Origin of the sequence: Emticicia aquatilis, from assembly GCF_014644295.1 — a bacterium.
GTDB classification, from domain to species: domain Bacteria; phylum Bacteroidota; class Bacteroidia; order Cytophagales; family Spirosomataceae; genus Emticicia; species Emticicia aquatilis.
Genome location: NZ_BMKK01000003.1, coordinates 216,349 through 228,842, shown reverse-complemented (window position 1 = coordinate 228,842; position 12,494 = coordinate 216,349). Strand labels below are relative to the sequence as shown.

General features: G+C 35.9%; 16 protein-coding genes. 8 read left to right on the top strand and 8 right to left on the bottom strand.

The features are described from left to right. Positions 1-33: 33 nt before the first annotated feature. Positions 34-366 (bottom strand): winged helix-turn-helix transcriptional regulator, encoded by a 333-nt coding sequence (locus IEX65_RS08290; protein WP_188765577.1) that lies wholly within the window; start codon positions 364-366, stop codon positions 34-36. A 122-nt stretch (positions 367-488) separates the two neighbouring features. Here IEX65_RS08290 and IEX65_RS08285 point away from each other — a divergent pair, with 122 nt between their 5' ends. After that, positions 489-1,292 carry an enoyl-CoA hydratase/isomerase family protein gene (locus IEX65_RS08285; RefSeq protein ID WP_188765576.1) on the top strand — a complete coding sequence of 268 codons (804 nt, stop codon included), beginning with the start codon at positions 489-491 and terminating at the stop codon, positions 1,290-1,292. A gap of 161 nt (positions 1,293-1,453) precedes the next feature. Here the strand turns inward: IEX65_RS08285 and IEX65_RS08280 are convergent, their stop codons facing one another. From IEX65_RS08280 to IEX65_RS08250, 7 genes are all read right to left on the bottom strand, one after another. Further along, the gene (locus IEX65_RS08280) at positions 1,454-2,092 is read right to left on the bottom strand and encodes a rhomboid family intramembrane serine protease (RefSeq protein WP_188765575.1); all 639 of its coding nucleotides are present in this window, start codon (positions 2,090-2,092) and stop codon (positions 1,454-1,456) included. A 40-nt stretch (positions 2,093-2,132) separates the two neighbouring features. Continuing rightward, positions 2,133-2,876, bottom strand: coding sequence for a DUF2705 family protein (locus IEX65_RS08275; RefSeq protein ID WP_188765574.1), 744 nt, complete (start codon positions 2,874-2,876; stop codon positions 2,133-2,135). 1 nt (position 2,877) lies between these two features. Continuing rightward, positions 2,878-3,792 carry an ABC transporter ATP-binding protein gene (locus tag IEX65_RS08270; protein WP_188765573.1) on the bottom strand — a complete coding sequence of 305 codons (915 nt, stop codon included), beginning with the start codon at positions 3,790-3,792 and terminating at the stop codon, positions 2,878-2,880. A gap of 107 nt (positions 3,793-3,899) precedes the next feature. Next, on the bottom strand, positions 3,900-4,973 hold the full coding sequence (locus tag IEX65_RS08265) for a helix-turn-helix domain-containing protein (protein ID WP_188765572.1): 1,074 nt from the start codon (positions 4,971-4,973) through the stop codon (positions 3,900-3,902). A gap of 141 nt (positions 4,974-5,114) precedes the next feature. Then, positions 5,115-5,321 (bottom strand): helix-turn-helix transcriptional regulator, encoded by a 207-nt coding sequence (locus tag IEX65_RS08260; protein ID WP_188765571.1) that lies wholly within the window; start codon positions 5,319-5,321, stop codon positions 5,115-5,117. After that, entirely contained in the window at positions 5,318-5,701 is a 384-nt protein-coding gene (locus IEX65_RS08255) for a hypothetical protein (protein WP_188765570.1), read from the bottom strand. Before IEX65_RS08255 ends, IEX65_RS08260 begins: the two co-directional genes overlap by 4 nt. Before the next feature lie 109 nt (positions 5,702-5,810). Continuing rightward, a complete protein-coding gene (locus tag IEX65_RS08250) occupies positions 5,811-7,961 on the bottom strand; it encodes a beta-N-acetylhexosaminidase family protein (RefSeq protein ID WP_188765569.1) in 2,151 nt (716 codons plus the stop codon). Between the two features lie 200 nt (positions 7,962-8,161). Between IEX65_RS08250 and IEX65_RS08245 the strand changes: the two genes are divergently transcribed. From IEX65_RS08245 to IEX65_RS08215, 7 genes are all read left to right on the top strand, one after another. Next, positions 8,162-8,692 (top strand): TetR/AcrR family transcriptional regulator, encoded by a 531-nt coding sequence (locus tag IEX65_RS08245; RefSeq protein ID WP_188765568.1) that lies wholly within the window; start codon positions 8,162-8,164, stop codon positions 8,690-8,692. A gap of 74 nt (positions 8,693-8,766) precedes the next feature. Further along, entirely contained in the window at positions 8,767-8,940 is a 174-nt protein-coding gene (locus IEX65_RS08240; protein WP_188765567.1) for a hypothetical protein, read from the top strand. 8 nt (positions 8,941-8,948) lie between these two features. Further along, positions 8,949-9,569 (top strand): pyridoxamine 5'-phosphate oxidase family protein, encoded by a 621-nt coding sequence (locus tag IEX65_RS08235; RefSeq protein ID WP_188765566.1) that lies wholly within the window; start codon positions 8,949-8,951, stop codon positions 9,567-9,569. A gap of 70 nt (positions 9,570-9,639) precedes the next feature. Beyond that, a complete protein-coding gene (locus IEX65_RS08230) occupies positions 9,640-10,200 on the top strand; it encodes a Crp/Fnr family transcriptional regulator (protein ID WP_188765565.1) in 561 nt (186 codons plus the stop codon). 19 nt (positions 10,201-10,219) lie between these two features. Continuing rightward, positions 10,220-10,807 (top strand): Crp/Fnr family transcriptional regulator, encoded by a 588-nt coding sequence (locus IEX65_RS08225; RefSeq protein WP_188765564.1) that lies wholly within the window; start codon positions 10,220-10,222, stop codon positions 10,805-10,807. Positions 10,808-10,887: 80 nt separating this feature from the next. After that, positions 10,888-11,475, top strand: coding sequence for an NAD(P)H-dependent oxidoreductase (locus IEX65_RS08220; RefSeq protein ID WP_188765563.1), 588 nt, complete (start codon positions 10,888-10,890; stop codon positions 11,473-11,475). A 72-nt stretch (positions 11,476-11,547) separates the two neighbouring features. Next, entirely contained in the window at positions 11,548-12,360 is an 813-nt protein-coding gene (locus tag IEX65_RS08215; protein WP_188765562.1) for an alpha/beta fold hydrolase, read from the top strand. The last annotated feature ends 134 nt before the right edge of the window (positions 12,361-12,494 follow it).

Sequence of the window (12,494 nt, the reverse complement as noted above, 5' to 3'; positions counted from 1 at the left end):
GTGCTAAGATTTTTAAACAGCCTAATTTTGAATTTATAAAATTGTATCAAATAGATATTTATTGCCCCATTCTCTCATTTCAACAAGCACATTTTTTAAAGCTTTACCTTTATCCGTCAACGAATATTCAACACGTGGTGGCACTTCGGCAAATACTTTTCTAATGACCAGACCATTATCTTCTAATTGCTTCAGTTCTTTCACAAGCATACGGGTATTGATACCCTCTATACTTCTTTCTAATTCTTTAAAACGCTTGGTTTCATAAATCAAAGCAAAAATAATAGGCAAAGTCCACTTACCACCAATAACATCGGCGGTTCTGGTAATAGGACATTCAAAATAATTGCATTTTTTTTCGGACATAATGATTTGACTATCAATATTAGTTTACTTTTTGTTATTACTTCACAATTTAGTAACTACTTGCAAAAATAAAGTAATGAAAATAGGTTTGCAAATAATTACTAAAAAAAACGAAAATTAAAATGATATTAACTACTGAAAAAATTAATGAATCTTACTGGAAAGTAATCATTAATAACCCACCAATCAACCTATTTGGCCCAGAAATGTCTGAAGAATTGATAGTGTTGATAGATGAACTTGAAGCTGCCCAAAACCTAAAAGTAGTGGTATTTGAAAGTGCAAACCCTGACTTTTTCATTGCTCACTTAGATGTATTGAAAGCAACTGGTTTTCCGAAAGGTGCTGGAAAAACTGGACTTTCAAAATCATGGCCCGATATTGCCAAACGCTTCGAGCAAGCTCCATTCGTAAGTATTGCTTCTATCCGAGGACGTGCCAGAGGCTTAGGAAGCGAATTTGCTCAAGCAATGGATATGAGATTTGCGAGTAAAGAAAAAGCGATTTTTGGTCAACCCGAAATTGGATTCAGTATTTTCCCAGGTGGCGGTGGTATGGAACGCTTGCATCTGCTCACAGGAAAAGCAAAAGCATTGGAGATTATTTTGAGTGGAAGTGATTTTGATGCCGAAACAGCCGCTGCTTACGGTTGGATAAACCGTGCAATCACCGATGACGAGTTAGATGCTTTTGTTGAAAACCTTGCCCAACGCATCGCTTCGTTTGATAAGAGAGTAATTGCAGAAATCAAAGCTATCATCAACGAAAGAGCGGTAAATCCCAAAAATGAGCATATTATGGATACCCAAACTCGTTTCTTTGAAGCCTTAGCCCAACCGGAGGCGGCCGTCAGAATGAAAAACCTATTTGCAAAGGGACTCCAACAAAACGCTGACGTTGAACTAAACTTGGGTAAGTATCTGTAAAAATTTAGAAAATGTAAGCATTGATAATGAAGGCCAACTGCTGAGTGATTATTTGATGAAGTCGCATCTAACACATTTTACTTGGACTTGTATTAATCAAAGGCTATTTTGAAGCCTTTGATTAATACATTAGTTTTCGACTAAGCCAATCAAAAATCTATCTATTTAATCTTATTTCTAAATAAAAAGCCAGCAATCCCGCCAAGAATCGTTGCTGGAGCATGGCCATCTTCAAAGAAAACGAGAATAGTTGCCCCAACGAATCCTGCAATTGGTATGAGGATATATGCCTTCGGGAAATTCTTATAATTCACAAAAACATACATAAATAAAGCCCCCATTACGCTATATATGGCCGTTGAGGACCCACCACCACTGGTTGGTAATCCACCGAGGGTGGTTTGCCAATAGAGAATGATTAATTGAGCTAATATACTTACTATAAAGTAAATTATCAGAATTCTATTGCCGTATAAATGCTCAGCGAGCGGTACGAATGAGATAAAAAATAAGGCATTGAAAAGGCATTGCCATATCCCCATCGGTTGAATAAAAAGCGGCGTAATCAATCGCCATAATTCACCTTCAAAGATTGCTCGTCTATCACGTTCTAACAATTTAATTATTTCAGGGAAAACAAATTGAAGACTTGTAATGACGGTAGTAATTAGCAATATAGTTATACTTATCCAAAGCCGTTTGAAAGCAATATCTTTACCTTGGTATCGGTAATAATTCCATGCAAAAAACATTGCAGGTGGCAGCAACAATCCATTTGCAAGGTGAAATAGCATATTCATAATACTTACATAGTTTGATTAAACAACAATTTTTTACTCGTCATTTAATATCCATTTTTCTGAATAAAAATACTGAAATAATGACAGGAATCAAAAAATACAGCAAACATACTAAATAACCATTCATAAAAAACTGCTGATTGCTTAAATTATGGTCAATTTTGGTATAATAAAATTGAGGAAATAGCTTCAAAAAAGGTTTAAGATTTTGCCCTTTATAATTCTCAAAAAAGCCACCGAATACCAAAATAATAGCCTCGAAACAAAAAGAAAATAGAATAGTAAGCCCCGGTTTTTGGGTCAGAAACGCAAACATGGTAAAGAAACCCGCATACGACAAGTGAAAAACAATTGTGTGAAAAAAGTTTTTGAGAAAAAATACTGCGAATTCGCCAACTGGCATCTCTCCAAAGCCATTGACAATACTATTGCCAATGGTTTGCACGACCACAATCACGAATAACAAAATAGTAATACAAATAATCATAGAAAAGATTTTAGCCATGAATACGTTTCCCCTATCTTTTCCTAAAGCCAATGCGTTTCTTATACCTCCGTTTTGAAATTCTGAGGCTATAAAAAATCCAGCAAAGGCCCCAAACCACATGGCATTTACGCTTGTACCAGCTTGAAAAACGCCATTTTGCCCAAGTAAAACATAGTTTTTCAAAAGTTTATTGGTGATGATGCCAAAGGTATTCGTAGTAAATAGCAATAGCATCAGATAGAACAAAGTCTTGCTTTTGGATAATTTGTATAATTCGACTTTTAGTAAATCTTTCATTTTAATTGGATTGTGTAATATTTAAAAAATAATCTTCGAGTTTATGCTGATTGCACGATAGGTGTTGTACTTTTTGTCCGCTCATTATTAGGGCTTTATTAAAATCTGCAATTCTTTCAGATTGCTCATTTATCCTAATTTCTGTATCGGAGAGTACCTCACATTTGACCGAAAAAGCAGTATTTAGTATTTCTGCCGAAGCACTGGCATTGTCGGTAATTATCTTTATGTATTGATTGGTCGATTTAAGAAGCTCATCAGCAGAAATTTGGGTAATCAATTGACCTTGATGTAGAATTCCATAATGGGTAGCAATTTGCGATAATTCATCTAATAAATGGCTCGATAATAGAATTGTCAGTCCGTATTCATGAGCTAAATTTTTGATAATATCTCTGGTTTCGACGATACCCACAGGGTCTAATCCATTGGTAGGTTCATCTAATATCAGAAATTTAGGGTCTGTAATGAGTGAAATCGCCAAAGCAAGCCTTTGTTTCATGCCCAATGAGAAGTTTTTAGCTTTTTTGTTGCCAGTATCTTCCAAACCAACCCTTCTGAGTACTTCTTTGATTTTTTTCTTTTCTGATATTCCTGCCAAAGTCATTTGAACCATTAAGTTTTCGTCGGCGGTCATTTCTGGGTACAAGGCTGGGGTTTCGATGGTTTGCCCCAACTTACTTCTTTGCTTTTGTAGGTCAGTACTACCCGACTTGCCATATAGCTCAATATGGCCTTCGGTGGCAGAAATAAGTCCGCACACGATTCTCATGAAGGTGGACTTCCCAGAACCATTCAGCCCAATGAGTCCATAGATTTGTCCTTCTTCAATTCTAAGATTTACGTCGTGAAGTGCCTTATTATTTCCATATTGTTTGGAAATCTGAAATGTCTCTAAAACAGCTTTATTGCTCATTACTTTTTATTTTTTTTCTGCAAAAAAAGCAATGAAAAAAGAGAATGAAGTTGCATCCGTTGGGTTGAGACCAGTATTTTAGAAGAAACTAGTGTTGCTTAAATAAATCACTGAGCATCGGTCAAATACTCAGTTGGCGTTTTGCCAGTGTATTTTTTAAAGTTTCGGTTGAAGGAGGCCTTAGAATTGAATCCGCAGTCGTAGGCAATGGCAATTAGCGTATAATTTTTATTTTTTTCGTTTTTTACTTCTCTTAAAAACTCTTGAATTCGCCATTCGTTTATAAGGTCATAAAAATTCTTTTGTTCCTTTTCGTTGATTACCTGCGAGAGATGATGCACTGGAATATTAATCGTAGATGCTAAATTTTGGAGTGTAAGCTCAGGATTGAGGTAAGGTTTTTCGGTTTGTAGTATTTCAATTAGTAATTTGTGTAATCTAACTAATTCGGTATCATCAAGGCCAGAGTTTACATATTTGACTTTGGGTTCTTCTACTAAGGTACTTTGCGGAGTTCTTTTTGAAAATACATCAACCTGTGTAATTCCAAAATAACCCAATAAAATAAGAAAAACAGCAATAGCTTTGGTTACGAGTTCTTCGTTTTGGGTAATAACCACAACAGCCCAAATGACAAGGATACCCGCCATCAAAAACAATATCCAGTTAAAATGTATTTTATCAGCGTTAGAGAAGTTATTTTTTAGGCTTCGTTGAAAACGAAATATTTTTAATGCACACCAACCAAAATACAAAGGGATGGTGAAATAAATGCAAGTTGCTCTAACCAAATTTCTAAACAATAAACCCTCATTACTCGCTATGAGGCTATTGGCTCGATGTTCAAATGGCTGAAAAAAATACGAAATATAGGAAAGGCTAATTAACAAATACGGAGTCAAATGCCAAAACTCCTTCTTGGTAAATCCGATATCAGAAGTTTGGAATTTTACATACCAAAACAAAAAAGGTCCAAACAGTAAGGGCATAGAAAAACCCGAAACGATTATACTTGGATATTGATTTTCTAAATGCTCCGCCCACAAATAAATACCCCAGTTGTAATACGCACTAAAAAGCAGCCAAATGCCCAGTATTTTTTTGGGTAGTGAGTCGGTATTGTTCGTAAGTAAAACAACAGCCAAAAACAAACAGATTGATATAGAGGCAATTAGATACATTTATGAGCAAATTAAATAAAAAAATACTACTTCATAAATACCACTCATCACACTCTGTTTATTTCACCTAACAACTGATTATTATCGGTTAGCTGAAACGTTTTTTTCAATCGAATTTACTTTCATAATATTGTGTTTGAATTATTCAAAATCTGTATCTTCTAACTTAAAAATTTCTTCCACTGGAGTTCCAAATACATGTGCCATTCTTAGTGCCAATAGAGTTGATGGGACAAACTTTCCTGTTTCGATTGAATTCATGGCTTGTCTCGAAATACCAATTTTTTCTGCTAAATCTGCCTGTGTCCAATCTTTCTTAGCACGTTCAACTTTTATTGTGTTTTTCATTTGTATTTGCTATTTGAGAAGATTAAACCGATAATATAAAACAAGAAGAAAATAGGAAAAATGTATAAAAAGCTGAGGCCATCAAATGCAAAAACTTTGGTGGTTTCTACTAAACCCAATGTCATTATCAAAAGCAACGACAACACAAAAGCAATAGAAACTGCTTCTAATTGTATCCGTATTTGCACTTCATCCAATATACTAATGCTGCGTATGAGTTTAAGAGTGTAAATGCCAAAAAGTAGTGCATTAATACCTATGATTAGCAAAGCCAATGGTGCAGAAATGGAATATTTGGAAAGAATAAATACCGAAATTGGGAAGATGATGGCAAAAACTAATGCCCAAACCACACTACTTAAATTTACTTGATTTTTCATGTTATGTCTTTTTATTGCGACACAAAGATAAATATGTATATCTAAATGTCAAGTAAAATTGACAAAATAATTTCCAATAAATAATGTGTAAGTATTTACATTACTCCGCTCATTTTCCAAATACCGCTTTCTTAGCAATTTCAATGTCATTGGCCACGGCAGGGCGTAGAATGTGCCAATGAAAACGCAGAGCTTCGTTTTGTTCTTTGGTATTGCCCGCTTGTTCGGTAAAATGCACCAAAGGCATATCGTTGTAGATGGGTTTAGTGATGGCTATTACTTCATCCCAATATTTTAAGGCCACTTCCAAATGCTTTATGGCCTGTTGTTGGTACTGCAAATCGCCAATGGTTCGGTAGGTTTGTAGCTCAATTCCGCCTTTAATTTTTGCTGCATAATACAAGCCCAAGTTCGCCCATGTGCGTACATCTGCCACCTCAAACATCAATGTATTATTGTTTTTGGTATTAATATCTTTTACCAACTCCAATGCTTTTTTGCAATCATTTTCAAGCATTTCGGCCAACATCGGAGGTGTAACTTTTCCAGTTTCAAAACTTTCACCGCTGGTTTTTATCTTCACGAAATCGGCAATAGAAACGTACGACGGCTCGGTAACAGGCTGTTCGATTTGTCGGATAATATCAATGTAACTAACTGTTTTATCTTTTAAGGATAAAAAGCCTTCGCTATACAAACTGAAATCCCAAGTAAAATCAAAAGACGAAGCTAATCTGAGGGGCGTTTTTCCTGCCAACGAACTGGCAGTAAGTAAGTTTTGTCCGTCTTTTCCATATCTGCGGGTAAACTCGGCTTGGAATACCGCATCGGGCGTTTCTGGATTGTAGAGCAATCTCCCCCATAATTTGTAAAATAACCATTGACGCTCGAAAGCGTATTTCCAATCAACTTTTATATCAGATTTTGTAAAATAATCTTTGGCAGGAATATAGGTTTCTGAACCAATGGTATAACCTCCGACGTATTCTTGACTATTTTCTTTGATATGGCTTCTGATAAAATCTGGCACACCCCATCTGAGGCAGAAAAAGTCTTCGTTCCGAGCTGTCCAAGTAACTTTATAGGTCTGGGGTTTAGGTACAAAATAGGTATCAAAAAGCTTTCCGCCATGAACTTTTACAAGGGTAGGTGTTGAGTGTGCATGCGACCAATTGTATTTAAAATCAGCCCAAATTGGTTTTTCAATAAAATCCATCGTACCTTCTTCGTCGATGGCCCTTCTTGTCAATCGCTCGGTTTCGATACTGGTGGGACCAAGTGAACCCACATTACTCGAAAATGGTATTCGATGAATCAACTTAGACTTTCTACCCGACATTTTCATGCCTTCAATAATGGTTTCTTTCATCCAGTCTTCACGTTGCTGTGGAGTCATTCCGCCCATACCTTCGCCCAAAGTCAGACCAAACCCAGTCAGTTCGGGGTATTCTTGCAATACTTGGGCTACGCTTTCACGGGTATATTTTTTAATAATGCTCGAAGTATCACCTTTCACAAAAAAGTGGTGTTCCAGATTATCCATAGCTACATTATGGGCTTTAGAAAATTCTGGACTCACGAAAATATTAAAAGGCACTAAATAAGTTTCTATTTCACGCTCCTTAGCCATTCGCAAAATACCGTGAAAAAGCGTTTGCCATTCTTTCATTTCAGCATCAGAAAAAGGAGAAGCCTCGGGGAAGTTTTTTGAACGAATCATATACACATACGGGTGTAAATTCCAAAGGCTCAAGATATTGAAGCGATTTTCTGCCATCATATCTAAAAATGCCTCCCAATATTTTATATCTTTGCAGGTCTCCTGATGTAAATCTAATGCATAGCTATGGCGATAGGTATCGTAAGGTAAATCGAACTTTATAGTGCGATAAGGATATTTTGCTTTTTCCTCAAAAGCCTTGATTTTATCTAAACCAACACCATTTTTTATATTCTCACATACAGCAAGTGAGCCGTAAATCAAGCCACGTGTATCGCCTCCAACAATGCTAATGGTGGTTTTATCGGTTAAAATACCAAAAGCTTCAGGTTCATATTTATTGGCATCTATTTTAAAATCAATCTTAAATTTTGATGTTGAATTTTTTACAGCATATCCTTTAATACTCAGCGTTTTTTCGAGCATACGCTTGGCGTAGGCAGTTTTTGAAGCATCTAATGAAGAAATAAGTTGAACAGATTGCGAAAAACCTATGCTATGAGATGCAAAGAGTAGGAGTATTAAGCAAAGTTTTTTCATGAAATTTTATGTTAATTTGTTTGGGGTTGAGTATCAAAAAAGCAAAACAACTTTATCCAAAGTTAATATTCAAAGTTTACAATTAATAATTTCTATTTGAAATGGAAACCATAAATTAAAAATTATTCCTAAAAAAACAGACAAGTCTGTATGTTTTATAAAAAATTATATTACCTTTGTTGTGCAAACGAATAGAAATCATGGACACCAAGAAAAATATTGAAAGCACAGCCGCCAGATTATTTTACGAACAAGGCTATAATTCAACGGGAATTAACCAAATAATTGCCGAAGCAGGTATTGCAAAAGCCAGTTTGTATGCTCATTTTCCATCGAAAGTAGATATTCTGAAAAAATACTTACAGAATACGTCTGAAAGTTCAATCGAGGCCTTGAGAAATGTGATTGAACAAAAACAAACACCAAAAGACAAAGTGCTTAGTGTTTTTGATTTTTTACTCGGTTTTTCAAATGAAACTAACTTTAATGGTTGTCAATTTTTAAATATTGCGACCGAGATTCCACAATCCAACGAAGACGTACTCTCTATAATTCAAGGTCATAAAAATAGAATTCGTCAATTATTCGTCGAAATTCTTGAACCCATTAATAAAGAAAACTTGGCGGATGAACTATACATTCTTTTTGAAGGAGCTTTGGCAAGTAGCAAAGTCTTCAAAGACAAATGGACTATTGAAACTACTCTTAGAATTGTAGAGAAAATAATCTAATTTTTTCTGTTTAGTATAAAAACAGACTGGTCTGTTTTTGAAAATTTGACTCTCAACTTAAATAAAACAAAACAATGGAAACGAACGAAACAACCTTCAAAAAGCTGGATTTAGCTACATTATTGGCAACTCAGCCCAAACAAGTGCAGCTGAGTGAACAAGACGAAGTGGTAATGCCAGACGAATGTGGCGACACACTATGGGATAAAGTTTTAGCACAGTACGAAAACAAAGAACCTCAAAAATAATAGAAATCATGGCAAAAAATTTTGCAGAAATCGGTTTTAGCTCAGCTGCCAAAAAATTACAAGAAAAAATGGGTAGCCGTGCTACTTATGCTCGTATGGAAAGCCAAACCACCTTGGATGGGTTGACTAAATACGAACAAAATTTTATTGCTCAACGAGATAGTTTCTACATGGCAACTTCTGGCGAAAATGGATTTCCATATATCCAGCACCGTGGCGGACCAAAAGGCTTTTTAAAGGTTTTAGATACTAATCGACTTGGATTTATTGATTTCAAAGGTAATATGCAATATATCACGGTGGGCAATTTGGAAACTAACAACAAAGTGTCATTATTTTTAGTAGATTATCCCAACAAAAAACGTTTGAAAATATATGCTACGGCCGAAGTTGTGGAGCTAAAAGATAATCCTGAATTGCACCATTTGCTTGATTTAGAAGGATATACATTTCGTCCCGAACGTATGATGGTACTCAACATTGAAGCCTACGATTGGAATTGTCCACAACATATAACACCACGATTTACGGTTGAGGAAATTGAAGAAGCTTTGAAGCCTCAATACGAACACATCAAAAATTTAAAAGCCGAGATTGCTGATTTGAAAGCGAAGCTGACTTTAGCTTAAAATCAGTTCATAAAGGTTTTCAACTGAGCAAAAATCTTTTAATATATTTGTAGCAAAAGAATTTTTGCGAATGGAAAAGCTACAGAGACACATTGAACATATCACGCCGATAGATGAAATTGAGTTTGAAAGTATAAAAACTCATTTTACGCCAAGAAGAGTTAGAAAAGGGCAATACCTCGTCAGTGAAGGTGATGAGGCAAAGCACGAATACTTTGTGTTATCGGGTATCTATAAGGTGTTTTATGTAGATGAACAAGGAAAAGAATATATTTTACAATTTGCCCAAGAAAACTGGTGGATGTCAGATTATCCAGCTTTCTTTAAAAGAAAACCCGCAACTATGTATATTGAATGTTTGGTTGAGGGTGAAGTTTTGTGTCTGACGCTCGACAGTAGAGAAAAACTCTCGGCCGACTTTCATAAAATGGAGCATTTCTTCAGAGTAAAACTGACCAATGGCTATGTGGCTTTGCAATTAAGAATAAAGCTTTTGCTTTCTGGAACTCCACAGCAACGCTACGAAGAATTTGCGAGATTATACCCAAATCTGATGCAACAGATTCCCAAAAAGTTGATTGCTGAATTTTTGGGTGTTAGTCGAGAAACACTCAGTCGTTTGTATCAATGATAAATTTCAATAAACTTAAATGCAGTCTGCAATAGAAATATTTTTAGATTCCGTGAAAGAAATTTGCCCTGATATTTCGGACGAATACTTGCTATATTTTGCTTCAAAAGTTTCAGTACAGGAATTAAACAAAAAAGAATACTTTGTACACGCAGATAAGGTTCAAAAAAGCATTGGATTTATAACCAAAGGCTTGGTTAGAGCCTATTTTATCGACCCTGATGGTGATGAAAAAACTGTCGGTTTTTATGCCGAAGGAGATTATGCCACGCATTATCCAGCATTTATTGCACAAAAACCGAGTAGGTACTTTATCCAATGTTTAGAGCCTACCTCCTTGATTTGTCTTTCGTTTGAAAATCAGCAACTTTTATATAAATATTCTCCATTTTTTGAAAGATATGGGCGAATCGTAGCCGAAGAAGTGCTAAAAGCTCAACAAAACAGAATCGAGAGTTTTATTTTTGAAACGCCAGAGGAACGATACCTAAATTTTATGCAATCAAATTCTGCTCTCTTCAACAGAATTTCTCTTTCACATCTTTGTAGTTTTCTCGGCATCGAGAGGCAGTCACTTACCCGTATTCGACAAAGAATAGCACATTAATAGTTTTTTGACTCTTAAGTGTCAGGTACGCCTTCCATTTAGAGTAGAACTTTGCAGTATCAAAATAAACAAATACTGCAATGGCAAAGAACATATTACTCATATTAGGACATCCTTCAGAAAAATCATTCTGCAACGCCCTTATTAGTGCCTATCAAAAAGGTGCTGAAAACTCAGGAGCTACTTGTAAAACCATTTATATATCAAGGCTAAAATTCGACGTAAATCTGGCCGATGGATATAAAACTGGCGAAGCTATGCAACTCGAAGCAGATTTGCGTGATGCTCAACAGCTTATCACGTGGGCCGACCATCTTGTGTTAGCATATCCAAATTGGTGGGGTTTTATGCCTGCTATCACCAAAGGCTTTTTCGATAGGATATTTCTACCTGGTTTTGCCTTCAAAAACCATTCGGGAAAAATTTTCCCTGAAAAACTTCTTGCAGGAAAAAGTATCAGGATTATGGTAACAATGGATACCCCCAAATGGTGGTTTTATCTCATCTATCGTGCATCACAATATCAAATTCTCAAAGACATCATTTTCGGATACGTCGGGTTCGACCCTATTCGGTTTTCAACGTTCGGATTTATCAGAAAATCAACTGATGAAATTCGGAGGAAATGGCTCAATGAAGTAGAGCAATTAGGCAAGCAATTTAAATAAATAATAGAACGGACGTGCCGAACACCGTGATACAAAGTAGGCAAAACAATTAAATATTAAATATAAAATACAATGAAAAAGTTAGTTTTAATGCTGCTTAGTGCGGCAAGTTCAGTATTCGCATTTGCTTCTTGTACTAAAGATGATACAACTCCAAGTGCTAAATCTCAAACTTATGTTCTTGTTCATGGTGCGTGGCAAGCTCCTTATGTATGGGAAGCCGTTCGTGCTGATTTAACAAAAGCTGGTAATCAAGTAATTGTCATTGAACTACCTGGGCATGGCACAGATAAAACTCCGTTACATACCCTCACATTAGATTTATACCGTGATAAAGTAGTGGCAGCAATCACTCAATTAAACGAAAAAGTAATACTCGTTGGGCATAATATGGGTGGTATGGTCGTTTCAGCGGTTGCTGAAAAAATACCCTCAAAAATCAATAAAGTAGTCTATATCGGAGCGTTTCTTCCAACAAATGGACAAGCTTTAGTTGATTTGGCCTTCTCAGACCCAGATTCAAAACTCGGCCCAAATCTTGTCGAATCGGCAGACAAATTGACACTTGATGTAAAAAAAGAGAACCTGATTAGTTTGTTTATCAATGATGGTAGCCAAAATGTAAAAGAGAGTGTATTAACAAATTATAGAGGCGAACCTTCGATTCCGTTGACAAATAAGGTTACATTGACTCCTCAAAACTTTGGCAGTGTAGAAAAGGTTTACATCAAGACACTTCAAGATGTAGTAGTTTCGCCTGGCTTACAAGACCGCATGATTGCTGGAGCAGGTATTAAGACAATATATACGGTCAATACAAGCCACTCTCAGTTTTTATCTCAACCTACCGAAATAACTAATTTACTCGCTAAAATCGGTCAATAATTCTTTAAAACATAGAAGGTACGGTCAATTGCATATTTTGATGACCGTACCTTCAACTTTTCAGAAGTGATTCAAATCACACATTATTAGTGACTTCGCTCCTTCGACATTGACCGAGCGGAATCTAATTTTGT